A 26,484-nucleotide genomic window follows, 5' to 3' on the forward strand; every position below is an offset into this window, starting at 1 on the left:
GGGACGGTTGACCCTGGCGAGCCTACCGCCGTTCGCCCCGTTGGGGCAGCGGGAACGCCCGAGTCGCAGACGGATCTCCGTTACAATGCCGCCACTTAACCTTCGCCGAGGCTATCCCATGCAACCCTTCGCCATCGCCCCCTCGATCCTGTCCGCCGATTTCGCCCGCCTGGGCGAGGAGGTCGACAAGGTCCTTGCCGCCGGTGCCGACATGGTCCATTTCGACGTGATGGACAACCACTATGTGCCCAATCTCACCATCGGCCCCATGGTCTGCAAGGCGCTGCGCAACTATGGCGTGACCGCGCCCATCGATGTCCATCTGATGGTCAAACCGGTGGATCGCATCATCGGTGACTTCATCGAGGCCGGCGCCACCGACATCACCTTTCACCCCGAGGCCTCCGAGCACATCGATCGCTCGCTGCAGCTGATCAAGGACGGCGGTTGCCGCGCCGGTCTGGTGTTCAATCCGGCCACCTCGCTGGATGCCCTCAAGTACGTCATGGACAAGATCGACATGGTGCTGCTGATGAGCGTAAACCCCGGCTTCGGCGGCCAGAAATTCATTCCCGGCACCCTCGACAAGCTGCGCGAGGCACGCGCCCTGATCGACGCCTCGGGCCGGCCGATCCGCCTGGAGATCGATGGCGGGGTCAACGTCAAGAATATCGGCGAGATCGCCCGTGCCGGGGCCGATACCTTTGTCGCCGGTTCGGCCATCTTCGGCCAGCCGGACTATGCCGCGGTGATCCAGGCGATGCGCGCCGAACTGGCCAAGGCCCAGTCGGTATGAGCGCCCTGGTACGCCTCGGCGGCGGGCATCCGCCCGCCCTGGTGATGTTCGACCTCGACGGCACCCTGCTGGATTCGGCGCCGGACCTGGCCGCAGCGGTGGACGCCATGCTCGAACGCCTGGGCCGCGCGCCGGCGGGGCTGGACAAGGTGCGGCTGTGGATCGGCAATGGCGCCCGGGTACTGGTACGCCGGGCACTGGCGGATGACATGCGGCATGACGCGGTGGACGATGCCGCCGCCGACGAGGCCCTGGCGCTGTTCATGGCGCTCTATGGCGGCAGTCACGCCCTGACCCGCGTCTATCCCGGCGTGCTGGACAGCCTGGCGCTGCTGCGCACCCTGGGCGTGCGCCTGGCGGTGATCACCAACAAGCCGGAACGCTTCGTCGCGCCGCTCTTGGCCGACATGGGGCTGGGCGACTTCGACTGGATCGTCGGCGGCGATACCCTGCCGCAGCAGAAGCCCGATCCGGCGGGCTTGCTGTGGGTCATGCAGCAGGCGGGGGTAGCGGCCGGCCAGGCCCTGTTCATCGGCGATTCGCGCAACGACATCCGCGCCGCCCGGGCCGCCGGGGTGCGCTGCGTGGCCCTGAGCTACGGCTACAACCATGGCGAGCCCATCGCCAGCGAGCAGCCGGATCTGGTCGTCGACGATCTGCGCGAGCTGTTCATCTAGCCGCCGAAGTGGCCGGCCGGTTGCCATGCCGCGCCGGCTAGGCTAACGTGGCCCTTCAACCCCCGCCCCAAGAGCAAGAGATCGCATCGTGGTGGTCACCCGCACAGGCTCCTCGCGAGCATGGATGAAAGTCATCAAGGCCCTGGCCCGTTGGCGCTGGCGCGCCTGATTTCGTCCCTGCCGGTATCAGACCGGCACGCTGTGCACCCGACCTTTCGTTTTCCTCGCCACGAGGCTGATCATGACCCGCGACGACTTCCTGCGCCTGGCCGCTCAAGGCTATAACCGCATTCCCCTGGCCTTCGAAACCCTGGCCGACTTCGACACCCCGCTGTCCCTCTATCTCAAGCTGGCCGATGCGCCCAACTCCTATCTGCTGGAGTCGGTGCAGGGCGGTGAGAAATGGGGCCGCTATTCGATCATCGGCTTGCCCTGCCGGACCCTGCTGCGTGCCCGCGGGTACGAGGTCACGGTGCACGAGGGCGAGCGAGAGCTCGAGGCGGCCACCGTCGAGGATCCGCTGGCCTTCGTCGAGGCCTTCAAGGCCCGCTATCGCGTGCCGGTGGTGCCCAATCTGCCCAAGTTCGATGGCGGCTTGGTGGGCTACTTCGGCTATGACTGCGTGCGCTATGTCGAGAAGCGCCTGGGCGCCAGTCCCAATCCCGATCCGCTGGGCACCCCGGACATCCTGCTGATGGTCTCGGACGAAGTTGTGGTCTTCGACAACCTGGCCGGCAAGCTGCACTGCATCGTGCTCGTCGATCCGAGCCAGCCGAACGCCTATGAGCAGGGCCAGGCCCGACTCGCGGCGCTGCGCGAGCGCATTCGCCAGCCCATCGCCCCGCGCCTGGGCCTGGACTTCGCCGCGGTAGGCAGCGGCAGCGAACCGGCCTTCCGCTCCAGCTACAGCCGTGCCGACTATGAAAACGCCGTGGAGCGGATCAAGGACTACATCCTGGCCGGCGACTGCATGCAGGTGGTGCCCTCGCAGCGCATGACCATCGATTTCCAGGCTGCGCCCATCGACCTCTATCGGGCGCTGCGCTGCTTCAACCCCACGCCCTACATGTATTTCTTCAACTTCGGCGACTTCCATGTGGTGGGCAGTTCGCCCGAGGTGCTGGTGCGGGTGGAAGACGGCGAGATCACCGTGCGCCCCATCGCCGGGACCCGTCCACGTGGTGCCACCGAAGAAGCCGATCTGGCGCTCGAGCGCGACCTGCTGGCCGATGCCAAGGAGCTGGCCGAGCACCTGATGCTGATCGACCTGGGCCGCAACGACGTGGGCCGGGTCTCCACCACCGGCAGCGTGACCCTGACCGAGAAGATGGTCATCGAGCGTTATTCCAACGTGATGCACATCGTCAGCAACGTCACCGGCCGGCTCAAGCCCGAGCTCTCCGCCATGGACGCCCTGCGCGCCATCCTGCCGGCCGGCACCCTGTCCGGGGCGCCGAAGATCCGCGCCATGGAGATCATCGACGAACTGGAACCGGTCAAGCGCGGCATCTACGGCGGCGCCGTGGGTTACCTGGCCTGGAACGGCAACATGGACACCGCCATCGCCATCCGCACCGCGGTGATCAAGGACGGCGAACTGCACGTGCAGGCGGGCGGCGGCATCGTCGCCGACTCCCAGCCGGCGGCGGAGTGGGAAGAGACCCTCAACAAGCGTCGCGCGATGTTCCGCGCCGTCACCCTTGCCGAACAGTCCGTCTGAGGAATCCACCATGCTGCTGATGCTCGATAACTACGATTCCTTTACCTACAACCTGGTGCAGTACCTGGGCGAGCTGGGCGCCGAGGTCAAGGTGGTGCGCAACGACGAGGTGCCGGTCGAGGCGCTGGACGACCTGGCGCCGGAGCGCATCGTCGTCTCCCCCGGTCCCTGCACGCCCAACGAGGCGGGCATCTCCCTGGCCACCCTGGAGCGCTTCGCCGGCAAGCTGCCGGTGCTGGGCGTCTGTCTGGGCCACCAGAGCCTGGGCCAGGCCTTTGGCGGCGAGGTGGTGCGGGCGCGCGAGCCGATGCACGGCAAGACCAGCCCGGTCTACCACAACGGCGAAGGCGTCTTCGCCGGCCTGCCCAATCCCTTCACCGTGACCCGCTACCACTCGCTGGTGGTCAAGCGCGAGACCCTGCCCGAGTGCCTGGAGATCACCGCCTGGACCCAGCATCCGGACGGCAGCATGGACGAGATCATGGGCCTGCGGCACCGCGAGTTCATGATCGAGGGGGTGCAGTTCCACCCCGAGTCCATCCTCACCGAGCATGGGCACGACCTGCTGGCCAACTTTCTCCAGCAGCAGGGAGGACGGCGCTAGATGGACATCAAGCAGGCCCTGAATCGCATCAGCGGACAACTCGACCTCAATGTGGCCGAGATGCAGGCGGTGATGCGCCAGATCATGACCGGTGGCGCCGACGAGGCGCAGATCGGTGCCTTCCTCATGGGCATGCGCATCAAGAGCGAGACCATCGACGAGATCTGCGGCGCGGTCAGCGTGATGCGCGAACTGGCCACCCCGGTGGTGCTGCCGAGCCTCGATCACGTGGTCGACGTGGTGGGCACCGGCGGCGATGGCGCCAACATCTTCAACGTCTCCTCGGCCTCGGTGTTCGTGGTCGCGGCGGCGGGCGGCAAGGTGGCCAAGCACGGCAATCGCGCGGTATCCGGCAAGAGCGGCAGTGCCGATCTGCTGGAGGCCGCGGGCATCTACCTGGAGCTGACGCCCGAGCAGATCGCTCGCTGCGTCGAGCAGGTGGGCGTCGGCTTCATGTTCGCCCAATCGCACCACAGCGCCATGCGCCATGCCGCCGGGCCGCGTCGCTCCCTGGGGCTGCGCACCCTGTTCAACATGCTCGGCCCTCTGACCAACCCGGCCGGCGTGCGCCACCAGGTGGTCGGGGTGTTCAGTGCCGCGCTGTGCCGGCCGCTGGCCGAGGTGCTGCAGCGCCTGGGCAGCCACCACGTGCTGGTGGTGCACTCCCGTGACGGCCTGGACGAATTCAGCCTGGCCGCGGCGACCCAGGTGGCCGAACTCAAGGACGGCAGCATCAGCGAATACCAGGTGCTGCCGGAGGATCTGGGCATCAAGAGCCAGACCCTGGTCGGCCTGACGGTGGACGGCCCCGAGGCCTCCCTGGCGCTGATCCGCGACGCCCTCGGCCGACGCAAGACCGAAGCCGGGCAAAAGGCCGCCGACATGATCGTGCTCAACGCCGGCGCGGCGCTCTACGCCGCGGATCTCGCCCACAGCCTGCATGAAGGGGTACTCTTGGCCCACGACGCGCTCTACAGCGGCCTGGCCCGGGAAAAGCTGGACGAGCTCGCCCATTTCACATCCGTCTATCGCGAAGAGGGTCGCCCGTGAGTGTGCCAACCGTGTTGCAGAAGATCCTGGCCCGCAAGGCCGAGGAAATCGCCCAGCTCAAGGCCCGGACCAGCCTGGCCGAACTCGAGGCCCAGGCCCGTGCCGCCGACGCCCCGCGCGGCTTCGCCCGCGCCCTGCAGGCCCAGGTGGCGCGCAAGGAGGCGGCGATCATCGCCGAGGTGAAGAAGGCCTCGCCGAGCAAGGGCGTGATCCGTGAACATTTCGTGCCGGCCGAGATCGCCCACAGCTATGCCCTGGGCGGGGCCACCTGCCTGAGCGTGCTCACCGACGTGGACTTCTTCCAGGGTGGCAACGCCTATCTGCAGCAGGCGCGCGCCGCCTGCCAGCTGCCGGTGATCCGCAAGGACTTCCTCGTCGATCCCATCCAGGTGGTGGAAGCCCGGGCCATTGGCGCCGATTGCATCCTGCTGATCGTCGCGGCGCTGGACGACGGCCTGATGGGCGAACTGGCCGCCACGGCCAAGGACGTCGGTCTGGACGTGCTGGTCGAGGTGCATGACGGCGCCGAGCTGGAACGCGCCCTGACGGTGCTGGACACCCCGCTGGTGGGGGTCAACAACCGCAACCTGCACACCTTCGAGGTCAGCCTGGAAGCCACCCTCGATCTCTTGCCGCGCATCCCCCAGGATCGCCTGGTGATCACCGAGAGCGGCATTCTCAATCGCGCCGACGTGGAGCTGATGGAAACCAACGAGGTGCGCGCCTTCCTGGTCGGCGAAGCCTTCATGCGCGCCGACGAACCGGGCCAGGAGCTGCAGCGTCTGTTCTTCCCGGATCGCCGCTTCCCGCTCAGAGACTCCTGAGGTTTCGGTCGTCCGCACGAGGCCCCGGGGACCACCCCGGGGCCTTTTTCTTTCCACAGGGTGATCCAGGTCGACTCGCGCCCACCCCGGGCGGCGGGAACGACCTCCGTGTGCCCGCTGCCGACGCAGGGCTTTGTTTCTGTAGGGATAAACCCGGTTAATGGCCTCCGACTCGTTGCACCGTGGCGAGTCGCGGAGGCGGCTGGCCGTCGCAGGACGAGCCAGGACTCCGCCGCACCAGGCCATCCATAACCAGGGCATGCGAGAACCATGGCAACGGAAGAAAAAAGCGAAACACTTGATATCAGCGTCACCGATCCTTCCCGGACCGAGGAGGCGCGACGGGATCGGCGACTCGCCGGCACCACCGACTGGGTGGTCTTCGGCGTCACCAGCATCGCCGCGCTGGCCTTCGTGATCTGGGGCTTCGTCAGCCAGGCCAGTCTGGCCAGCAGCGCCTCGACCGCCCAGGGCTGGGTGATCACCCATTTCGGCTGGCTGTTCGTGCTCACCTCCACCGGCTTCGTGGTCTTCGTCATCTGGCTGGCCGCCAGTCGCTATGGGCGGATCCCCCTGGGGCGCGACGACGAGCAACCGGAATTCCGCACCCTCTCCTGGGTGGCGATGATGTTCAGCGCCGGCATGGGGATCGGGCTGATGTTCTTCGGCGTCGCCGAGCCGCTGTCGCACTATCTCAATCCGCCGCCCGGTGGCGCCGCGGGACAGAGCAGCGCCGCCCTGCAGGTGGCCATGGCGACCACGCTGTTCCACTGGACCCTGCACCCCTGGGCCATCTACGCCGTGGTCGGCCTGGCCATCGCCTATGGCACCTATCGCCGCGGCCGCTGCCAGCTGATCTCGGTGGCCTTCCGCCCGCTGATCGGCGAGCACGCCAACGGCCCCCTCGGCCGCGTCATCGACATGATGGCGATCTTCGCCACCCTGTTCGGCTCGGCCGCTTCCCTGGGCCTGGGCGCCCTGCAGATCGCCGGCGGCCTGGAGCACAACGGCTGGATCGAGCAACCGGGAAAGATGCTCTACATCAGCATCATCACGGTGCTGACGGTGGCCTTCGTCATCTCCGCCGTGTCCGGGGTCGAGAAGGGCATCCAGTGGCTGTCCAACACCAACATGGTGCTGGCGGTGGCCCTGGCGGTGTTCGTCTTCGTCGTCGGTCCGACCCTGCTCATGCTCAACCTGCTGCCCACCGCCATCGGCGACTACATCGACCTGCTGCCGGAGATGATGGCGCGCACCAGTGCCAGCGGGGGCGAGGCCATGGGCAACTGGCTGTCCAGCTGGACGGTGTTCTACTGGGCCTGGTGGATCTCCTGGACACCCTTCGTCGGCATGTTCATCGCCCGCATCAGTCGCGGCCGCACCATCCGCCAGTTCGTCACCGGGGTCCTGCTGGTGCCGAGTCTGGTCAGCGTGGTCTGGTTCGTCATCTTTGGCGGCGCGGCCATCGATGCCATGCGCCAGGGCGCCTTCACCCTGGTCGACGGCGCGGTGAACAGCAACTTCGCCCTCTACGACCTGCTGGCCAGCTATCCCTGGGTCTCGGTGACCTCGGTGCTGGTCATGGTGCTGGTGGCGATCTTCTTTGTCTCCGGCGCCGACGCCGCCTCCCTGGTGATGGGGACCCTGTCCGAGCGCGGTACCACCGAGCCCTCGCGGCGCACGGTGATCTTCTGGGGCGCCCTCACCGGCGCGGTGGCGGCGATCATGCTGGCCATCGGCGACCCGGGCAATCCGGGCGCGGCGCTCAACGGCCTGCAGAATCTGACTATTGTGGTCTCGCTGCCCTTCGTGGTGGTGATGGCGCTGCTGTGCCTGGCGCTCTATCGCGATCTGCGCAGCGATCCGCTGATGCTGCGGCATCTGCGCGGTACCGAGCTGATCGAGAAGGCGGTGCTCTATGGCGCGGTCAAGCACGGCGAAGAATTCCATTTCGTCGTGGGTGAGCCCAAGGCCAAGGGGAGCGAAGAGAAGACCGTCGACGGGAAGGCCACGGTGCGGGTGGAAAAGGTGTCGCGCAAGGTCGAGAGCTGACGCTCTGGACGGGCGGGGGCCGTGGCCCCCGCCTGCAGGCAGGGGCTAGCGGACGGGCTCAGCGGGTGCCGAACACCACCATGGTCTTGCCCTTGACGTGGACCAGACCCTGTTCTTCGAGGGACTTAAGGACCCGACCGACCATCTCGCGGGAGCAACCGACGATGCGGCCGATCTCCTGGCGGGTGATCTTGATCTGCATGCCGTCCGGGTGGGTCATGGCATCGGGCTGCTTGCACAGGTCGAGCAGGGTGCGGGCCACGCGACCGGTGACGTCGAGGAAGGCCAGGTCGCCGACCTTGCGGGTGGTCTGGCGCAGGCGCTCGGCCATCTGGCGACCCAGGGAGAACAGCATGTCCGGATCCTGCTGACTCAGTTCGCGGAACTGGCTGTAGCTGATCTCGGCGACTTCGCACTCGGTGCGGGCGCGGACCCAGGCGCTGCGCTCGGGCTCGCTGCCTTCCTTGGAGAACAGCCCCATCTCGCCGAAGAAGTCTCCGGCGTTGAGATAGGCGATGATCATTTCGCGGCCTTCATCGTCTTCGATGAGGATGGTCACCGAACCCTTGAGGATGAAGAACAGGCTTTCGCTGTTGTCGCCAGCGTAGATGATGGTGGTTTTTGCCGTGTAACGGCGACGCGAGCAATGCGCTAGCAGCTTGTCGATGTGCTGTAACTTCGCGGGTGGGATGATAGCGGCCATGCTGATTCCTGAGGTTGAAAGCTAACCTGAGTCGGGGGCACCGATGTCCGAACCGGTGCATGCACAGGCTGCGCCGGTTCCAATTCAAAGACCGGATAAGAACATGCGCAGCTTAAATGCGAGCTGAATAACCCTTCACTGCTTACCAGTTTACGCCATCCAGCATGTTAAGCTGATCACCATTTGTATATATAAGTAGGACGAAAGCGATGAAAGCGCGCATCCAGTGGGCAGGCGAGGCCATGTTCCTCGGTGAATCCGGCAGCGGCCATGTGGTGGTCATGGATGGCCCGCCGGAAAGCGGCGGGCGCAACCTCGGCGTACGGCCGATGGAAACCGTGCTGATCGGCCTGGGCGGTTGCGCCAGCTACGACGTGGTCAGCATCCTGCGCAAGGCGCGGCAACCGGTGGAGAGCTGCGAGGCCTTTCTCGAAGCCGACCGCGCCGACACCGAGCCCAAGGTGTTCACCCGCATCCACCTGAAGTTTGTGGTCAAGGGCCGCGGCCTCAAGGAAGCCCAGGTCAAGCGCGCCATCGAGCTGTCGGCGGAAAAGTACTGCTCGGCCTCCATCATGCTCGGCCGCGCCGGCGTCGAGATCAGCCACAGCTACGAACTCGTCGACCTCGCCTGACCCCCGCCCGCGACGCCCGCCCGGGCGTCGCTGTCCGCCTCGTCTCCCTCCCGCCGACATCAATTCATCACCTGGGCCCGGCAGACTCTGGCCCCAACCGCTGCCGATCTGCATAATGCGCCGCTCTTAAGGGGCAAGGGCCCCGAAAGCACAGCCAATCGCCATCGCGAAGAGGTGTTCGCCGCCCTACGCAGCTTGCGCAATCCGCAACTGACGGGCATTCAGGACCGCGGTCAGAGACCGCACGACGGGAGCTTTACCACCGTGAAAAGCAAACTCAGGCTCCATGGTTTCAATAACCTGACCAAGACCTTGAGCTTCAACATCTACGACATCTGCTACGCCGAGACGTCGGAAGATCAACAGGCCTATGTCCAGTACATCGACGAGGAATACGACGCCGAGCGTCTGACCCAGATCCTGACCGACGTGGTCGACATCATCGGGGCCAACATCCTCAACATCGCCCGCCAGGATTACGATCCCCAGGGTGCCAGCGTGACCATCCTGATCTCCGAGCAACCGGTCGAGCCGACCGAGAGCCAGATCGAGGAGTCGCCCGGTCCGCTGCGCGAGACCATTCTCGGCCACCTGGACAAGAGCCACATCACGGTGCACACCTATCCGGAGATCCATCCGGACGACGGCATCGCCACCTTCCGCGTCGATATCGACGTCTCCACCTGTGGCGTGATCTCTCCGCTCAAGGCCCTGAATTACCTGATCCACCAGTTCGACTCGGACATCGTCACCGTGGACTACCGGGTGCGCGGCTTCACCCGCGACATCGAAGGGCGCAAGCACTTCATCGACCACGAGATCAATTCGATCCAGAACTACCTGTCCGAAGACACCCGCGCGGCCTACCAGATGACCGACGTGAACGTGTACCAGGACAACCTGTTCCACACCAAGATGCTGCTCAAGGAATTCGAACTGGACAACTATCTGTTCGGCGACGCCTCCCGCAGCCTCTCGTCCGAGCAGCGTCAGCAGATCACCCAGCGTCTCAAGCACGAGATGCGCGAGATCTTCTCCGGCCGCAACCTGCCGCGCTGATCGCTCGGCTGTTGCGCAGAGAACCCCGCCACGGCGGGGTTCTCTCGTTTTGGGGTCAGTGGTGTTCGTCGCGCGCGACCGGGGCGCCGCCGGTGACGCTCTTGACCACCCGGCCGATGGTCAGGCCCTGGCCGAGGATGGAGACCAGCACCACGATGTAGGTGAGAGCCAGGATCAGATCCCGCTCCGGACCGGCCGGCAGACTCAGCGCCAGGGCCACCGAGACACCGCCGCGCAGCGCGCCCCAGGTGAGGATGCGCGCCGTGCCCCGGGTCATGTTGCGCCAGTGCGGGCTGAGCAGCACCACCGGCGCCACGCTGATCCAGCGGGCGAAGAGGATCGCCAGGGTCACCAGCAGCGCCGCGCCCAGGTGGGTCCAGCTGAAGGGCAATACCAGCAGCTCCATGCCGATCAGGGCGAACAGCAGGGCGTTGAGGATTTCGTCGATCAACTCCCAGAAGCCGTCCAGGTAGCGTCGGGTGAAGTCGTTCATGGCCTTGGTACGACCCAGGTTGCCGATGATCAGACCGGCCACCACCATGGCGATGGGACCCGAGACGTGCAGGTGGCTGGCCAGGGTCGAGCCGCCGATCACCAGGGCCAGGGATAGCATCACCTCGATCTGGTGCTGCTCGATGCTCAGCATCAGCCAGTAGCAGACGAAGCCGATCAGCAGGCCGAACAGGATGCCGCCGCCGGCTTCCTCGACAAACAGCCAGAGCGCTGCGTTGACCGTAGGCGTCTCGCCCAGCTGGATCACCCCCAGTAGCACCGAATAGACCACCACGGCCACGCCGTCATTGAACAGCGCCTCGCCGACGATGGTGGTCTCCAGCGACTTGGGCGCCCCGGCCGAGCGCAGGATGCCGAGCACGGCGATGGGATCGGTCGGGGAGATCAGGGCGCCGAAGATCAGGCAGTAGAGAAGGTCGACGTGCCAGCCCAGCCAGCCGAAGATCCAGTGGCTGAGATAGCCGATCAGCACCGTCGAGATGATCACCCCGAGGGTGGCCAGACCGCCGATGGCCCATTTGTAGTCGCGCAGGTCCTTGAGATTGACGTGCAGGGCGCCAGCGAATAGCAGGAAGCCGAGCATCCAGTTCATCAGCAGATCGTTGAAGTCGATCTGCCCGAGGAGTTCGCCGATGCGGTGTTCCAGACCGGGAAAGCCCAGCCAGGACAGACTCTGCAGACCGACCGAAAAGATCAGGGCGATGACCATGACGCCGATGGTCGGCGGCAGGCCGACGAAGCGGTAATTGAGGTAGGTGAGCAGGGAGGTGAAGCAGATGAAGGCAGCAGCGAGTTCAAGCATGGGCGTTCCAGATCCATCAGACAGCGAGCCCCTGCGAACGCAGGGCCTAGAGGTAGGATGGGGCGGACGCCGCAAAAGTTACATGTTCGATAGCTGCCTAGCCAATTGTTCGCGCAAGCGGCGCCTTGAATCGCCCTGGCCCGCCGCTGAACGGGCGATGCCAGGTTGATCCGCAAGACCAGCGGTCAGGGCGGCGTGAAGCCTAGAGCGGCGCGGCCAGGACTGTCGCAGCTTCGCGTAGGGGCAATGGATGGGGTGCGGCGATGCGCGCCTCCAGCGTCGCGACATAGCTGCGGGCATCGGCTTCGCTGAGAAAGGTGATGGCCTGCTTGTCGATGCAGACCTGCCAGGCACTGGTGGTGGACTTGCGCAGGGGACGAACCACGATCTTCATGCTGATACCCTCGGGGACAGACGAAAAGTGGAAGCCCGAGTCTAGAGCGGTTTTGATTACAGTACAGTGACATTCGTCGGTCAGGGCGCTAGGCGCGCGCCTTCTGCCGTTCGGCGTACCAGACCTCGAACTCCTCCGGTGGCAGCGGTGGGCTGAACAGGAAGCCTTGGCATTGCTGACAGCCCAGCTTACGCAGGATGTCCCACTGTTCGGTGGTTTCCACCCCTTCGGCCAGGACGTCCAGGTCCAGACCCTGGCCTAGGGCGACGATGGCCGCGGCGATGGCCTGGCTGCTGTGGGTACCGCTGTCACTGCGCAATTCGTGCATGAAGCTCTGGTCGATCTTGAGCTTGTCCAGCGGAAAGCGGCGCAGATAGGCCAGCGAGGAATAGCCGGTGCCGAAGTCGTCCACGGCGATGCGCACCCCCAGGGTCTTGAGGGTCGCCAGGGACAGCAGCGCCTCCTCGACATTGCCCATCAGGGTACCTTCGGTGATCTCCAGTTCCAGGTGCTCGGCCGGCAGGCGACTGCGCGCCAGGGCGCGGGAAATGGTGCTGGCCAGGTCGCGCTTGGCGAATTGCCGGGGCGAGATGTTGATCGCCAGGGTTTCCAGTTCCAGGCCCTGGGCCAGCCAGCTGTGCATCTGCTGGCAGGCGCTCTCGATGATCCAGTCGCCCAGGGGCACGATGAGCCCGGTTTCCTCGGCCAGCGGAATGAATTCGGTGGGCGGGATGAGACCCAGCTCCGGATCCCGCCAGCGCACCAGGGCTTCCACGCCAATGGTCTGGGCGGTGCTGACGCTCATCAGCGGCTGGTAGTAGAGGACGAAGTCGCCGCGCTTGAGCGCCGTACGCAGCCGCGACTCCAGGTTCAGCCGCCGGCGCGACTGCTCGGTAAGGGCCTGGGTATAGAAGCGGAAGGTGTCGCGGCCCTGATCCTTGGCCTGGTGCATGGCCGTGTCGGCATTGCGGATGAGGTCATCGGCGGTGGCGCCATCGTCGGGAAAGAGGCTGATGCCGATGCTGGCGTTGAGATAGATGTCGTGTTCGCCGAGGTGGAAGGGCTGTTCCAGCTTGCCGAGCATGGCCTGGGCGATCTGGGCGGCGAATTCGGGTCGATCCAGCCGCTCGATGATGACCAGGTACTCGTCGCCACCGATGCGCGCCAGGGTGATGTCCTCGCTGAGCAGGGCGCGTAGCCGGGCGGCGAATTCCACCAGCAGTTCATCGCCCAGGGCATGGCCATGGCTTTCGTTGACCGTGCGGAAGTAATCGAAGTCGAGGATCAGCACGGCGACCAGGTATTCCTGGGGCTCGGCCAGGGCCAGGGCGTGTTCCAGGTGGGTGCGCGCCAGCAGGCGATTGGGCAGGTCGGTCAGCGGATCATGATGCGCCAGATGACTCAGGCGCGCCTCGCTCTCGCGCAGGCGGGTGGTGTCGCTGACGGTGACCGTGTACTGCCGGGTTTCCCGGGGGTAGAGGGTGTCGATGGTGGTCCAGGCCGGAAAGGTGCTGCCGTCCAGGCGCGGCCAGAGCAATTCGCCTTCCCAGCGGCCCTCGCGGCGCACGGTGCGCCAGAGGTCGCGATAAAAGCGCTGGTCCTGGCGACCGCCACCGGGCAGGCCCAGGCGCTGGCCGAGCAGGGTGCCTTCCTGGGTGCCCAGCAGGCGGGCGAAGGCCGGATTCACCGCCAGGATCCAGCGGCGCTCGTCGAGCAGCAGCAGGCCATCGCGACTGTTCTGGAACATGGCCGCGGCCTGGCGCAGGCTTTCTTCCTGCTGCTTGCGCAGGGTGATGTCCTGGGCGGTGCTGATGAAGTACTGGGGCACGCCCTGGTCATCGCGGATCAGGCGGGTGGTGACGTTCGCCCAGACCGGCTGGCCACTGCGATGCAGATAGCGTTTTTCCAGGGTGTAGCGGTCCTGGCCGGAGTCGACCAGTTGTTTGCGCAGGGTGACGCCCAGGGCGCGTTCGTCCGGATGGGTCACCGAGGCGGTGTCCTTTTGCAGCAACTCCGGTTGCGAGTAGCCAAGCATCTGGCAGAAGTGGTGGTTGACGCTCAGCCAGCGACCCTCCAGGTCGCTGAGCATGATGCCGGTATAGGCCTGCTCGAAGATGCCACGGTAGCGCGCCTCGCTGGCGCGTTGCGCCTGGACCACGCGCTGCTGCCGGATGGCCAGCACTGCCAGGCGGGTGAATTCGGTGATCAGCGCCTGGGTTTCCGTCTCGGGCAGTCGCGCCTCGCCGTAGTAGATGCCCAGGGCGCCCACGGCGCGTTGCTGCTCATCTTGTAGCGGTAGGGCCCAGGCGCCGCGAATGCCGGCTGCCTGGGCGGCCGGCAACAGCGGCTGCCAGGCCGGATCCAGTTCGACATCGACGGTGAACACCGGGGCATTGGCGGCGACGGCGCTGCAGCAGCCCTGGTCATGGCGACTGCGCGGCACGCTCTCCAGCGCTGCCTGGAAAGCGGGTGGCAGACTGGGCGCCGCAGCGACCCGCAGATGTTCGCCCTGGTCGGCCAGCAGCAGGGCGACGCGCATCTCCGGGTAGATGCGCTCCAGCCGCAAGGCGATGCCCTGCTGGATCTCCGCCAGCGGCAGGCCGGTGAGCAGGTCGTCGAGGACGTCGCTGCGGGCCTGCTGCAGTTGCTGCGCCTGGTAGTCGTGATGGATGTCGGTCAGGGTGCCCTGGATCTCGCCATCGAGGCCGGCGCGCAGCTCCATCTGCATCCAGCGATGACTCTCCACCGACAGCCGCAACCGCACCACGCCGTTCCAGTGCAGGCGTTGACCTGCGGCGAATTCCGCCACCAGTTGGCGTAGTCGGGCGCCGTCCTGGGGATGGAAGGCCTGATCCAGGGGATGGTTGAGGGGTTGGGTGGCGGGTTGGCCGGTCAGGGCTTCCCAGGCCGGATTGAGAAATTGCCAGCGGCCGCGTTGGTCGCTGGCGAACACCACCAGTGGCAGGTGCTGGACCAGCTCGCGATAGCGTCGCTGGCTGTCCTGCAGCGCCTGTTCGGCCAGCTTGTGGCTGGTGATGTCGACCAGGGCGCCGCGGGTGATGCCGGCTTCGTCGAAGTCGCTCTGCCAATTGAGCCAGCGCCAGCTGCCCTGGCCGTCGTCGAAGTGGGCGGAGAAATTCAGCGGGCCCTGCATGTGCTGCAGACGCTCGAGCATGCTGTGCACATGGTCGCGGTCATCGGCGCGGGCGCAGGCGGCGATGGTGGCGAAATCCAGCGGATCGCTGCCCTTGGGCTGGTGCAGCATCACCAGGGTGCGTTCGGAGCAGAGCAGGCGGCCATCGTCGAGCAGTTGCCAGTCACCGGTATTGGTCAGCCGTTGGACGAAGTCCTGGGTGGCGCGCTGGTTCTGCAGCTCTTCGATGAAGCCTTCACGATAGCTGGCCTGGCGTCGCAGCAGGCCATAGAGCACCAGCGACAGCAGACTCATGAAGGCCAGGCCCTTCAGGGTGTGCCACAGGTGGACACTGTCCTGATCGCTGAGCAGCAGATACAGCAGCCCATCGCTGCCGATCACCCAGAGGGCGCTCAGCAACAGATAAACCAGGGCAATGCGCGCAGGAGAGAGAGGCCGCATCCCGGATCCTCAAGGCCCGATCGCAGGTGTCGGGTTCAATTGAGCATTGACCGGATAAAGGTGCGGCAGTTCGGGTCGGGTCACCTGGAAACCTACTTCTTTCGTCCATCTTTATCGGCTTCGGCATCCTGGACGACAACGTGTCCAAGCTCGGGCTCAAGAGTCGTCTGACCTCGTGCAAATTACCAGACCCATTCGCCTGGCAATTGCATTTTGCCCGCCCGTCACTCCTGTCTGATTGATATAAGTCATTGATTTTTAATGTCTTTAACAAGTCTCGGAATTCGGCGCAGCCGTTGCGCTCTACATCTAGGTCGCTGCTGCCAGGACCTGGGCGCAGTACAACCAAGGAAAACAGGAGTCATCTCATGAAAAAGACTTTCGGTACCTTTGCCCTCGCTGCCGTCACCGCTTCCGTACTGAGCCTGCCGCTGGCCGGCGGTGCCTTTGCTGCCACCAGCCAGAACATGACCCTGGCCGCCAACAACACCGTGGACAAGACCGAAGAAGCCGCGTCCGACACCTGGATCACCAGCAAGGTGAAGGCATCGTTCCTGGCCGACGAACACATCAAGGGCACTGCCATCAAGGTCGAGACCAACAAGGGCGTCGTGTCCCTGTCCGGCACCGTGGCGACCGAAGCCCAGCGCGACCTGGCGATCAAAGAAGCCAAGGCCATCAAGGGCGTGAAGGCCGTATCGGCTGACGCTCTGAAAGCGGCTCAGTAACGACGCCTGCCTATACCCGGCACGATGGCGGCGCCTGGCGCCGTCATCACCCCTTGCCCTTCGCCCCGGAGAACTGCCATGACCAGCACGACCGAAACCCTCAACGATCTGATCGAGATCGCCCGTGACGGCAAGAATTTCTACGAGCACGCCCTCACCGAAGTGAAGAACCCCGAATTGAAGGCCCTGTTCACCGAGATCGCCCAGAGCAAGGCCGAGATCATCAGCGCCCTGAGCAGCCAGGTATCGGCCGCCGGTGAAAAGCCCGCCGAGCAAGGCACCTTTGCCGGCAGCTTCCGCAAGTACTACACCGACGTCAAAACCTCCTTTGCCAGCAAGGAGAAGGAAGAGGTCACCTACGTCAGCGAACTGGAAGAGCAGGAAGACCGCCTGCTGCACGCGCTGGAGCGTGCCGTCAACGAACACGCCACCCCGGATGCCCAGGCCAACCTGCGCAGCCAGCTGGAAAAGGCCCGTGCGACCCATGATCGCATGCGTGACCTGAAGCACCGCATGCAAGCCGCCCACTAAGGCTGGCAGCAGTAAAAAGCCCCGCCTAGGCGGGGCTTTTCTTTGGGTCCCCGGCTAGCCTTGCGGGGCGCGATTGAGGCGGGCGTCGATCAGGCTGTCGACCACCGACGGATCGGCCAGGGTCGAGGTATCGCCCAGGCTGTCCAGCTCGTCGCAGGCGATCTTGCGCAGGATGCGTCTCATGATCTTGCCGGAGCGGGTCTTGGGCAGCGCCGGCGCCCATTGCAGGAATTCCGGCTTGGCGAAGCTGCCGATCTCGTCGGCCACCTGCTGACGCAGCCGCGCCTTGAGTTCGTCGCTCGGCGTCACCCCGCCCTTGGTGGTGACGAAGGCATAGACCGCCTGGCCCTTGACCTCGTGAGGGCAGCCCACCACCGCCGCCTCGGCCACGTCCGCATGCTCGGTGAGTACGCTTTCCACCTCGGCGGTACCGATGCGGTGGCCGGAGACGTTGAGCACGTCGTCGACCCGCCCGGTGATCCAGAAGTAGCCGTCTTCGTCCCGGCGCGCCCCGTCACCGGTGAAGTAGTAACCCGGGTAGGCGCTGAAATAGGTGTCGATCAGGCGCTGGTGGTCGCCATAGACGGTGCGGATCTGGCTGGGCCAACTGGACTTGATCGCCAGCACGCCGCTGCCGGGCCCGTCGATTTCCTGGCCCTGCTCGTCCAGCAGCACCGGCTGGACGCCAAAGAAGGGCAGGGTGGCCGAACCCGGCTTCAGCGCCAGGGCGCCGGGTGGCGGGGCGATGAGGATGCTGCCGGTCTCGGTCTGCCACCAGGTGTCGACGATGGGGCAGCGCCCTTCGCCCACCACCCGGTGATACCACTCCCAGGCCTCGGGATTGATCGGCTCGCCGACGCTGCCCAGCAGCTGCAGGCTCTTGCGCGAGGTGCGCTGTACCGGGCCGTCGCCTTCGCGCATCAGTGCGCGCAGGGCGGTGGGGGCGGTGTAGAAGATGTTGACCTGGTGCTTGTCCACCACCTGCCAGAAGCGACTGGCATCGGGATAGCTCGGTACCCCTTCGAACATCAGGGTGGTGGCGCCATTGGCCAGGGGGCCGTAGACGATATAGCTGTGGCCGGTGACCCAGCCGACATCGGCGGTGCACCAGAAGACCTGGCCCTCGTGATAGTCGAACAGGTACTTGAAGCTCAGGGTGGCGCCCAGCAGGTAGCCGCCGGTGGTGTGCAGCACGCCCTTGGGTTTGCCGGTGGAGCCGGAGGTGTAGAGGATGAACAGCGGATCCTCGGCATCCATGGGCTCCGGCGGGCAGTCGGGTGAAGCCGCGGCCACCGCCTGGGCATAGGGCAGGTCGCGCCCCTCCTGGCGGGCCACGGCGGTGCCGGTGCGCTCGACCATGACCACGGTATGGACCTCCGGGCACTTGGCCAGGGCCTTGTCGACATTGGCCTTGAGCGGGACGCGCTTGCCCCCGCGCACGCCTTCGTCAGCGGTGATCACCACCCGGCAGTCGGAATCGAGGATGCGGTCGCGCAGCGCCTCGGGCGAGAAGCCGCCGAACACCACCGAATGCACCGCGCCGATGCGAGCGCAGGCGAGCATGGCGTAGGCCGCCTCGGGGATCATCGGCATGTAGAGGCAGACGCGGTCGCCCTTCTTGACCCCGCGCTCCTTGAGCACGTTGGCCAGGCGGCTGACCTGCTCGTACAACTGGCGATAGCTGATGGCCTGGCTGTCGGCGGGATCGTCGCCCTCCCAGAGGATGGCGGTCTGCTCGGCCCGGGCCGCCAGGTGACGATCGATGCAGTTGTAGGCGACGTTGAGCTGGCCGCCGCTGAACCAGCGGGTCTGGCCCTTGCGCATATCGCCGCTGTGGACTTCGTCCCAGGTGCGCGACCAGTCGAGCAGGGCGCTGGCCTGTTCGCTCCAGAAGCGTTCCGGCTGCTCCACCGAGCGCTGGTAGAGCTCGCGATAGCGGGCTTCGTCGAGGTGGGTACGGGCACTCAGGCTCTCGGGCACGGGGTAGCGTTGGCTCATGGCCGGCTCCTTCTTGGTGTTGTTGTGCTCCTAGTTTAGGCCGCGGATGCCCTGCCGGGGTTCAGCGAGGCGACAAAACGAAAAAGCGCCGCAGAGCGGCGCCTTTCGGAACGGACCGGAGACGATCAGCCGCGATGACGACCGCGGAAGTAGTCGATCAGGCCCTGGGTGGAACCGTCGTCGGCCTTGCCTTCGCTGCGGCCGATGATGTGCTGGTAGACGTCCTTGCCCAGCTCCTTGCCCAGCTCGACGCCCCACTGGTCGAAGCAGTTGATGCCCCAGATGACGCTCTGCACGAACACCTTGTGCTCGTACAGGGCCACCAGCGCACCCAGGCGCCGCGGCGAGATGCGCTCCAGCACCAGGGTGTTGCTCGGGCGGTTGCCCGGAATCACCTTGTGCGGCGCCAGCTTGGCGATCTCGGCTTCGCCCAGGCCCTTCTCGCGCAGCTCGGCCTCGGCTTCCTCGCGGGTCTTGCCCAGCATCAGCGCCTGGCTCTGCGACAGGCAGTTGGCATACAGCCACTGCTGGTGATCGGCCACCGGGTTGTGGCTCACCACCGGCACGATGAAGTCGCCGGGGATCAGCTGGGTGCCCTGGTGCAGCAGCTGGTGGTAGGCGTGCTGACCGTTGCAGCCGACGCCGCCCCAGATCACCGGGCCGGTCTCGACGCTCACTGGCGAGCCGTCCTGACGCACGCTCTTGCCGTTGGATTCCATGTCCAGCTGCTGCAGGTGCTTCACGAAGTTACGCAGGTGGTGGTCGTAGGGCAGGATGGCGTGACTGGTCGCGCCCCAGAAGTTGCCGTACCAGACCCCGAGCAGGCCCAGCAGCACCGGCATGTTCTCTTCGAAGGGGGCGCTGGTGAAGTGCTGGTCCATGGCGTAGGCGCCGGCCAGCAGGTCCTTGAAGTTGGACATGCCGATGGCCAGGGCGATGGGCAGGCCGATGGCCGACCACAGCGAATAGCGACCGCCGACCCAGTCCCACATCGGGAAGATGTTTTCTTCGGCGATGCCGAATTCCACCGCCACCTTGACGTTGCTGGAGACGGCGATGAAATGCTTGTGCAGCTCCGGCTCCGGGCAGCCCTGGGCCAGGCACCAGGCGCGGGCGGCCTGGGCGTTCTTCAGGGTCTCCAGGGTGCCGAAGGACTTGGAGGAGACGATGAACAGGGTGGTGTCGGCGGCGAGCTTGGAGGTCACCTCGCGGAATTCGCTGCCGTCGATGTTGGCCAGGTAGTGGCAACGCACGCCGCGCTGGGTGAAGGGCACCAGCGCCTCGGAGACCAGTTGCGGACCCAGGAAGGAGCCACCGATGCCGATGTTGACCACGTCGGTGATCGGCTTCTCGGTGTAGCCGCGCCAGAGGCCGTTGTGGATGCGGGTGACCAGCTGGGTCATCTGGTTCAGGACCCGATGCACCTCGGGCATGATGTCCTGGCCGTCGATCCGGACACTGTCGCCGACCGGGCGGCGCAGCGCGGTGTGCAGGGCGGGGCGGTGTTCGGAGGAGTTGACGTAGGCGCCGTCGAACAGGGTATGGATGGCCCCTTCCAGGCCCGCTTCCCGGGCCAAATTCACCAGCAGGTCACGGGTCTGCTCGGTGATGAGGTTCTTGGAGTAGTCGAGGAACAGACCGCTGGTGTTCAGGGAGAACTGCGAGAAGCGCTGCGGATCGGCAGCGAAGGCATCGCGCATGCGGAAGTTCTGCATGGCCTTGCGGTGTTCCTGCAGGGCTTTCCAGGAGGCGAGCTGGGTCACGTCGAGGGGGTGTTGATAGTACTCCATGGCTAGGCTTTTCCTTGGTGGCTCTTGTTTGCTGTTGTGCCCCACAAGCCGCTGGCTTGCAAGAGAAAGTCGGTGACCGCGAGACGCCGGTCTTGGCGCCGCGCTTCGAGCATGAAAAAGCCCGGGATGTTCCGGGCTTCCAGGGTTCAGGCAGGGTCGGGTGAGCTAACCTTCGGTTGCGTCACACTCGGGCCCTGCGGCGAAAGCTCAGATTGTCGATCAGGCGGGTCTGGCCGAGGTAGGCCGCTACCAGCAGGACCAGGGCGGCGGTGTCCGGGCCGGCCGGTTGCAGACTCAGCTGCTCGCGCAATTCCAGATAGTCGACCTTGAGCCCCTGAGCTTGCAATTCGGCGACACCGGCGGCGAGGGTCGGCTCGACCGCGGCGCCGGCGGCGAGCTGATCGGCAAGCCGCCTGAGCAGGCTGTACAGGCAGGGCGCACTGGCCCGCTGATGGTCATCGAGATAGCCATTACGCGACGACAGCGCCAGGCCGTCGGTGGCCCGCACCGTGGGCTGGGCGACGATCTCGATGGGCATGTCCAGGTCCTGCACCAGCTTGCGGATCACCGCCAGCTGCTGATAGTCCTTTTCGCCAAACACCGCCACGTCCGGTTGCGCCATCTGGAACAACTTGGTGACCACCGTGGCCACGCCTTCGAAATGCCCGGGCCGGCGCGCACCGCACAGGCCTTCGGACACCACGGGGACATTTACCCGGGTCAGGCCGTCCATGCCATTGGGATACATCTCGGCCACCGCCGGTGCGAACAGCAGGTCGCAGTGGGCCTCGTTCAGCTGGCGGCTGTCTTCCGCCAGGGTGCGCGGATAGGTGTCGAGATCCTCGCTGGGGCCGAATTGCAGCGGATTGACGAAGATGCTCGCCACCACGAAGTCGGCGTGACGCCGCGCGGTGTCGACCAGGGCGATATGCCCGGCGTGCAGATTGCCCATGGTGGGCACCAGGCCGATGCGCAGGCCCTGGCGGCGCGCGGCGGCGACGGCGGCGCGCAGTTCGCGGACGCTATGGACCGTTTTCATGCGGAGAATCCGTGTTCGGGAGCGGGAAAGCTGCCGTCCTTGACGGCAGCGACATAGGCCGCCAGGGCAGCCTGGATGCTGTCCTGACCGGCCATGAAGTTGCGCACGAATTTCGGCGTGCGCCCGCGCAGGGCCAGGCCGAGCATGTCGTGCAGCACCAGTACCTGGCCATCGGTGGCGGCCCCGGCGCCGATGCCGATCACCGGCACCCGGGCGGCCCGGGTGATTTCCTCGGCCAGCGCCGAAGGCACGCATTCCAGCAGCAGCATGGCCGCGCCGGCTTCCTCCAGCTCGCGCGCCGCCTCGCGCAACTGCTGCGCTCGGGCCGGATCGCGGCCTTGTACCTTGAAGCCGCCGAAGACGTTGACCGACTGGGGCGTCAGGCCCAGGTGGGCGCAGACCGGCACGCCATTGGCGGCCAGGCGGCGAATGGGTTCGGCCAGCCAGGCATCGCCCTCGAGCTTGACCATCTGCGCACCCGCCTGCATCAGGCGACCGGCGCTGGTCAGGGTCTGCTCCAGGGTGGCATAGGTCATGAACGACAGGTCGGCGACGATGAAGGCACCCGCGTGGCCGCGCTTGACGCAGGCGGTGTGGTAGACCATGTCGTCGAGGGTCACCGGCAGGGTGCTGTCATGACCCTGCAGCACCATGCCGAGGGAATCGCCGATGAGCAGCATCTCGACGCCGGCCTGACTGGCGGCCTGGGCGAAAGTGGCATCGTAGGCGGTCAGCATGGCGATCTTTTCGCCGCGCTGCTTGAGCCCCTGAAGGGTCGTGAGGCTGATATCAGGCATGCAAGAGGTCCTCGTGGGACGGCGCTATGGTTATTGTCTGGGCGCCGCGGGCGCGGGGTGACCGCGCGCAAACGGCTGCTATAGTCCCGGCGCATCCGGCACAAGTCAATGCTCGGTGTTACGGCTGTGTTACCGCGTGGATGACGACGGTAGCAGCCGCTCCAGGCCTTCGAAAGGGCAGGCGGACAGCAGGTCCGGCAAGCGGCGGCCATCGGGCAGGTGCAGCGCGGGGGCGAGATCGGCCAGCGGATAGAGGACGAAGGCACGGGCCTGGAGGTGGTAGTGCGGCACCTGCAGGCGCGGCTCGTCGATCAGGCGCTCGCCAAACAGCAGGATGTCGATGTCCAGGGTGCGCGGACCCCAGCGTTCGTCCTTGCGCACGCGGCCCTGCTGCTGCTCGATGGCCTGGGTGGCGTCGAGCAGCGCCAGGGGCTCGAGCCCGGTGTCCAGGGCGGCGACGGCGTTGACGTAGCGCGGCTGGTCGGGCGGTCCCAGGGGATCGCTGGCATAGAAGGCGGAGACCGCCACCAGCTCACTGAGGGGCAGCCGGGCCAGGGCCTCGAGGGCCGCGTCCAGCTGGCGCCGCGGCTCGGCCAGGTTGCTGCCCAGACCGAGATAGACCCTTTCCATCATTCGTCGCCGGCGGTGGGCGCATCCGAGGTGCGCCGCTTGCGATTGCTGCCGCCACGGCGGCGCCGCTTGGCTGGTGCGCCTTCGTCGCGGCTGAGGTTCTTGATCATCTCGCGCCGCTGGCTGTCGCCGACCTCCTGGTAGCGGGTCCACCAGTCGCCCAGGCCACCAGTTTCCTCGCCGGCGCTCTCGCGCAGCAGCAGGAAGTCGTAGCCGGCGCGAAAGCGCGGATTCTCCAGCAACTGATCGGCGCGCTTGCCCTGCCGGCGCGGCAGGCGTTCCTGCATGTCCCAGATCTCGCGCATGGGCATGGTGAAACGCTTGGGGACGGCGGTGCGCTGGCACTGCTGCTGGGTAAGGTCGTGGGCGGCTTCCTGCATGGCCGGAATCGGCGGCAGGCCGAGATCCTGATGATGACGGACGCGTTCGGGCAAGGCCGGCCAGAGCAGGGCGGCGAACAGGAAGGCCGGGGTGACCGGCTTGCCTTCGCGGATGCGCGCATCGGTATTGGCCAGGGCCTGGCGGATCAGACTGCCGGCGTACTCGGGATCGCGTTCCAGGGCTTCGCCACTGGCCGGAAACAGCGGGGCGAACAGGCCGTACTGGCAGAGCAGCTCGAAGGTGCGCTCGGCCTTGCCACCCAGCAGCAGCTTGATGACCTCGTCGAACAGCCGCGGTGCCGGGATGTCCCGCAGCAGCGGCGCCAGGCGGCTGATGGGTTCGGCGGTGGCGGCTTCGATCTCGAAATCCAGCTTGGCGGCGAAGCGCACGGCGCGCAGCATCCGCACCGGGTCTTCCAGGTAGCGCTGCTCCGGATCGCCGATCAACCGGATCTGCCGCAGGCGGATGTCCTGGGTGCCGTTGGCGTAGTCGAGGATGCGTTCGCCACTGGCGTCGTAGTAGAGCGCGTTGATGGTGAAGTCGCGCCGCTGGGCATCCTGTTCCTGGTTGCCATAGATGTTGTCGCGCAGGATCCGGCCGCTTTCATGGCGCGAGCCCTGGGTCTCGTCCTCGGCATCCCCGGTGGGGTGATTGGCGCGGAAGGTCGCGACCTCGATGATCTCGCGGCCGAAATGCACGTGGACCAGCTTGAAGCGCCGCCCGATGACCCGCGCATTGCGGAATTCGGCCCGCACCTGCTCGGGCGTGGCGCTGGTGGCGACGTCGAAGTCCTTGGGCTCGAAGCCCAGCAGCAGGTCCCGGACGCAACCGCCCACCAGGTAGGCCTGATAACCCGCCTTTTCCAGCCGGTCGACGACGCTCAGGGCGTAGCGACTGATGCGCTCTCGTTCCAGCGCATGCTGACTGCGGGGCAGTTCGATGGGCAAGGCAGGCGCGGGCGGAGTACGCCGCAGGGGCGAGCGCAGGGTCTGGATCAGCTTCTTCAGCATGCGAGTTTCTGTTCGGAGAGACGGCTATACGCAATCTGGACCACAGCGGGAGCCGTTGCGCAATAGATAAGGAGGGGATCTTGAACGAGGGAGGGGAGGCTGTCAAAGGCACTGGGGGAGCCGAAGCTCCCCCCCAAAGTGGTACGTGCTTTGTTTTTATTGTCTATCCAGACCTCTTGTTTTTCTTGTGTGGTCTGTCCCGTGCGGTTACCGGCCGCCGGAAGGGCTCTGAAGTCTAGAGCCAAGAGCAAACGGATTACTTTGGAAGCTGATGCCGTCAGGATCATTCCTGCTCTGCCTGGTACGGGTGCTGCCTCGAGGCAGTTTTGTTGTTCTCTGGCCTGACATCGCGGGACCATCCCGCAAGACGACTCTTCTCCAAAATGATCAGTTAGCTACGCCTCCGCCTGCTTGTTCTTATTGTGCTGGAGTCGCTACGTCTTGTTTTTGTTATGGAGGGGGTACGTTTTTATTGTTCTTGTGCCAGAACATAAAGCAGATGCCGTGCCAGTTTTGGAAAATCCTTTTATTTCAGTGGCTTACGAAAAATGTAGCCTTTTTGCCTGGTGGCTACAGGGAGATTTTCGTTACCGCTGAACCCGCCTCCTGTTACGGCGGTAACACATTGCAAAGGATGGGGAGGCGAGGCGGGAGGGTGTTACCGCGGGACGTGCAGGGCTGTCGCGTCCCGCCGTGGATCAGCTGGCGTCGCTGCTGGCGCTGGCCTTGCGCCGCGGAATGCCCAGGCGCTGCCGACGTTCCCACAGACACTTGCGGCTGACGCCGAGCTTGCGGGCCAGTTCGGTCTCGGTCATGTGATCCTGGTGCTCGAGCACGAAGTGCTGGAAGTAGTCCTCCAGCGAGAGGTCCTCGGTGGGCTCGTGGGCGCCATTGCCGTTCCCCAGGCCCGCACTGGGCAGCGGATCCAGGTAGCTGTCGGCCAGCTCCAGCTCGCCGAGCTCGACGTCGATGCCCAGCTGGTCGGCGTTGATCTCCTGGCCTTCGCTGAGGATCACCGAGCGCTCGATGGCGTTCTCCAGCTCGCGCACGTTGCCCGGCCAGCTGTAGTGGCGGATGGCGGCCTCGGCTTCGGCGCCGAACTTGAGTCCCGGGCGACTCATGCGCGCGGACTGACGGGCGAGGAACACCCGGGCGATCTCCATGACGTCGCCACCGCGCTCGCGCAGGGCCGGCAGGCGCAGGGAGATGACGTTGAGGCGATAGAAGAGGTCTTCGCGGAACTGGCCGATCTTGGCCAGGCCCTTGAGATCCCGGTGGGTCGCGGCGATCAGGCGCACATCGACCTTTTGCGACTGCACCGAGCCGACCCGGCGGATCTCGCCTTCCTGCAGCACGCGCAAGAGGCGCGCCTGGGCTTCCAGCGGCAATTCGCCGATCTCGTCGAGAAACAGGGTGCCGCCGTCGGCCGCTTCCACCAGGCCGGTACGGCTGGCGCTGGCGCCGGTGAAGGCGCCCTTCTCGTGGCCGAAGAGTTCGGATTCGATCAGGGTTTCGGGAATGGCCGCGCAGTTGACCGAGATCAGCGGCGCCTTGGCCCGGCGCGACAGGTTGTGCAGCGCCCGCGCCACCAGTTCCTTGCCGGTGCCCGACTCGCCCTGGATGAGCACGGTGGAATCGGTGGGGGCGACCTTGCGGATCTTGCCGAACAGGTCCTGCATCGGCGCGCAGTTGCCGATGATGCCGATCTCGCCGGTGGCCGGCGGCGGCGCGACGCTTTCCTCGACGGCGGCCGCCGGCTGGCGCTGCTCGCGCTCCACCAGGATGCGCGCCACGGCCTGCAGCATCTCGTCGTGATCGAAGGGCTTGGCGATGTAGTCCACCGCGCCCTGCTTCATGGAGTCGACCGCCGATCTCAGGCTGGCGTAGCTGGTCATGATCAGCACCGGCTTGCCCTTGGCGAGATCGATCATCTCGGTACCGGGGGCGCCGGGCAGACGCAGATCGCTGATGACGAGATCGAAGCTCGAGACATCGTAGAGATCCTGGGCTTCCTGCACGGAGCCGGCTTCGCTGACGCGGAACTGGTTGCGCTCCAGCAGGCGGCGCAGCGCCGAACGGATGATCTTCTCGTCTTCGACAATCAGGATATGGGCCATCAAGTGCGCTCTCTTACGGGAAGGCAGGACGACCCACGCCAG

General features: G+C 65.8%; 21 protein-coding genes and 1 pseudogene. 11 read left to right on the forward strand and 11 right to left on the reverse strand.

What is annotated here, in order from left to right:
* Nucleotides 1–118: 118 nt before the first annotated feature.
* From rpe to CFE50_RS20580, 7 genes and pseudogenes are all read left to right on the forward strand, one after another.
* Nucleotides 119–796 carry a ribulose-phosphate 3-epimerase gene (gene rpe, locus CFE50_RS20550; RefSeq protein ID WP_007159730.1) on the forward strand — a complete coding sequence of 226 codons (678 nt, stop codon included), beginning with the start codon at nucleotides 119–121 and terminating at the stop codon, nucleotides 794–796.
* Nucleotides 793–1,642: pseudogene (locus CFE50_RS20555) on the forward strand (phosphoglycolate phosphatase). Before rpe ends, CFE50_RS20555 begins: the two are co-directional and overlap by 4 nt.
* A 72-nt stretch (nucleotides 1,643–1,714) precedes the next feature.
* The gene (gene trpE / locus CFE50_RS20560; RefSeq protein ID WP_027600736.1) at nucleotides 1,715–3,193 is read left to right on the forward strand and encodes an anthranilate synthase component I; all 1,479 of its coding nucleotides are present in this window, start codon (nucleotides 1,715–1,717) and stop codon (nucleotides 3,191–3,193) included.
* Nucleotides 3,194–3,203: 10 nt separating this feature from the next.
* On the forward strand, nucleotides 3,204–3,797 hold the full coding sequence (locus CFE50_RS20565; RefSeq protein WP_027597527.1) for an anthranilate synthase component II: 594 nt from the start codon (nucleotides 3,204–3,206) through the stop codon (nucleotides 3,795–3,797).
* The gene (trpD, locus tag CFE50_RS20570; RefSeq protein WP_027600737.1) at nucleotides 3,798–4,847 is read left to right on the forward strand and encodes an anthranilate phosphoribosyltransferase; all 1,050 of its coding nucleotides are present in this window, start codon (nucleotides 3,798–3,800) and stop codon (nucleotides 4,845–4,847) included.
* Nucleotides 4,844–5,671 carry an indole-3-glycerol phosphate synthase TrpC gene (gene trpC / locus CFE50_RS20575; RefSeq protein WP_241807808.1) on the forward strand — a complete coding sequence of 276 codons (828 nt, stop codon included), beginning with the start codon at nucleotides 4,844–4,846 and terminating at the stop codon, nucleotides 5,669–5,671. Before trpD ends, trpC begins: the two co-directional genes overlap by 4 nt.
* Before the next feature lie 270 nt (nucleotides 5,672–5,941).
* On the forward strand, nucleotides 5,942–7,723 hold the full coding sequence (locus CFE50_RS20580) for a BCCT family transporter (protein WP_042138315.1): 1,782 nt from the start codon (nucleotides 5,942–5,944) through the stop codon (nucleotides 7,721–7,723).
* A gap of 58 nt (nucleotides 7,724–7,781) precedes the next feature.
* Here the strand turns inward: CFE50_RS20580 and crp are convergent, their stop codons facing one another.
* Nucleotides 7,782–8,426: a cAMP-activated global transcriptional regulator CRP gene (gene crp / locus CFE50_RS20585; RefSeq protein WP_027597530.1), complete on the reverse strand. Its 645-nt coding sequence runs from the start codon at nucleotides 8,424–8,426 to the stop codon at nucleotides 7,782–7,784.
* 209 nt (nucleotides 8,427–8,635) lie between these two features.
* Here crp and CFE50_RS20590 point away from each other — a divergent pair, with 209 nt between their 5' ends.
* Together CFE50_RS20590 and speD are read left to right on the forward strand one after the other, a co-directional pair.
* Entirely contained in the window at nucleotides 8,636–9,058 is a 423-nt protein-coding gene (locus CFE50_RS20590) for an OsmC family protein (protein WP_007159722.1), read from the forward strand.
* 264 nt (nucleotides 9,059–9,322) lie between these two features.
* Nucleotides 9,323–10,117: an adenosylmethionine decarboxylase gene (gene speD / locus CFE50_RS20595; RefSeq protein ID WP_007159721.1), complete on the forward strand. Its 795-nt coding sequence runs from the start codon at nucleotides 9,323–9,325 to the stop codon at nucleotides 10,115–10,117.
* Nucleotides 10,118–10,172: 55 nt separating this feature from the next.
* Here the strand turns inward: speD and CFE50_RS20600 are convergent, their stop codons facing one another.
* The 3 genes from CFE50_RS20600 to CFE50_RS20610 form a co-directional block, all read right to left on the reverse strand.
* On the reverse strand, nucleotides 10,173–11,432 hold the full coding sequence (locus tag CFE50_RS20600) for a cation:proton antiporter (RefSeq protein WP_027600739.1): 1,260 nt from the start codon (nucleotides 11,430–11,432) through the stop codon (nucleotides 10,173–10,175).
* 202 nt (nucleotides 11,433–11,634) lie between these two features.
* A complete protein-coding gene (locus CFE50_RS20605) occupies nucleotides 11,635–11,826 on the reverse strand; it encodes a hypothetical protein (RefSeq protein ID WP_286737100.1) in 192 nt (63 codons plus the stop codon).
* A gap of 88 nt (nucleotides 11,827–11,914) precedes the next feature.
* A complete protein-coding gene (locus tag CFE50_RS20610) occupies nucleotides 11,915–15,421 on the reverse strand; it encodes a bifunctional diguanylate cyclase/phosphodiesterase (RefSeq protein WP_286737101.1) in 3,507 nt (1,168 codons plus the stop codon).
* 368 nt (nucleotides 15,422–15,789) lie between these two features.
* Here CFE50_RS20610 and CFE50_RS20615 point away from each other — a divergent pair, with 368 nt between their 5' ends.
* Both CFE50_RS20615 and CFE50_RS20620 read left to right on the forward strand, forming a co-directional pair.
* Nucleotides 15,790–16,149: a BON domain-containing protein gene (locus tag CFE50_RS20615; protein WP_007159717.1), complete on the forward strand. Its 360-nt coding sequence runs from the start codon at nucleotides 15,790–15,792 to the stop codon at nucleotides 16,147–16,149.
* A gap of 78 nt (nucleotides 16,150–16,227) precedes the next feature.
* Nucleotides 16,228–16,680: a PA2169 family four-helix-bundle protein gene (locus CFE50_RS20620; protein ID WP_007159716.1), complete on the forward strand. Its 453-nt coding sequence runs from the start codon at nucleotides 16,228–16,230 to the stop codon at nucleotides 16,678–16,680.
* A 54-nt stretch (nucleotides 16,681–16,734) separates the two neighbouring features.
* Here the strand turns inward: CFE50_RS20620 and acs are convergent, their stop codons facing one another.
* The 7 genes from acs to CFE50_RS20655 form a co-directional block, all read right to left on the reverse strand.
* Complete coding sequence (gene acs / locus CFE50_RS20625; RefSeq protein WP_286737102.1) at nucleotides 16,735–18,678, reverse strand: acetate--CoA ligase; 1,944 nt, start codon at nucleotides 18,676–18,678, stop codon at nucleotides 16,735–16,737.
* A 125-nt stretch (nucleotides 18,679–18,803) separates the two neighbouring features.
* Nucleotides 18,804–20,468 (reverse strand): glucose-6-phosphate isomerase, encoded by a 1,665-nt coding sequence (gene pgi, locus CFE50_RS20630; RefSeq protein ID WP_286737103.1) that lies wholly within the window; start codon nucleotides 20,466–20,468, stop codon nucleotides 18,804–18,806.
* A gap of 181 nt (nucleotides 20,469–20,649) precedes the next feature.
* The gene (panC, locus tag CFE50_RS20635) at nucleotides 20,650–21,507 is read right to left on the reverse strand and encodes a pantoate--beta-alanine ligase (protein WP_007159713.1); all 858 of its coding nucleotides are present in this window, start codon (nucleotides 21,505–21,507) and stop codon (nucleotides 20,650–20,652) included.
* Entirely contained in the window at nucleotides 21,504–22,304 is an 801-nt protein-coding gene (gene panB / locus CFE50_RS20640) for a 3-methyl-2-oxobutanoate hydroxymethyltransferase (RefSeq protein WP_007159712.1), read from the reverse strand. Before panB ends, panC begins: the two co-directional genes overlap by 4 nt.
* A gap of 129 nt (nucleotides 22,305–22,433) precedes the next feature.
* Entirely contained in the window at nucleotides 22,434–22,937 is a 504-nt protein-coding gene (gene folK, locus CFE50_RS20645; RefSeq protein WP_286737104.1) for a 2-amino-4-hydroxy-6-hydroxymethyldihydropteridine diphosphokinase, read from the reverse strand.
* The gene (locus tag CFE50_RS20650; RefSeq protein WP_007159710.1) at nucleotides 22,934–24,325 is read right to left on the reverse strand and encodes a polynucleotide adenylyltransferase PcnB; all 1,392 of its coding nucleotides are present in this window, start codon (nucleotides 24,323–24,325) and stop codon (nucleotides 22,934–22,936) included. Before CFE50_RS20650 ends, folK begins: the two co-directional genes overlap by 4 nt.
* A 698-nt stretch (nucleotides 24,326–25,023) precedes the next feature.
* Nucleotides 25,024–26,442 (reverse strand): sigma-54-dependent transcriptional regulator, encoded by a 1,419-nt coding sequence (locus CFE50_RS20655; protein ID WP_007159709.1) that lies wholly within the window; start codon nucleotides 26,440–26,442, stop codon nucleotides 25,024–25,026.
* Nucleotides 26,443–26,484 lie beyond the last annotated feature (42 nt).

The organism is Pseudomonas sp. PGPPP4, assembly GCF_002256045.1.
GTDB classification, from domain to species: Bacteria; Pseudomonadota; Gammaproteobacteria; order Pseudomonadales; family Pseudomonadaceae; genus Chryseomonas; species Chryseomonas oryzihabitans.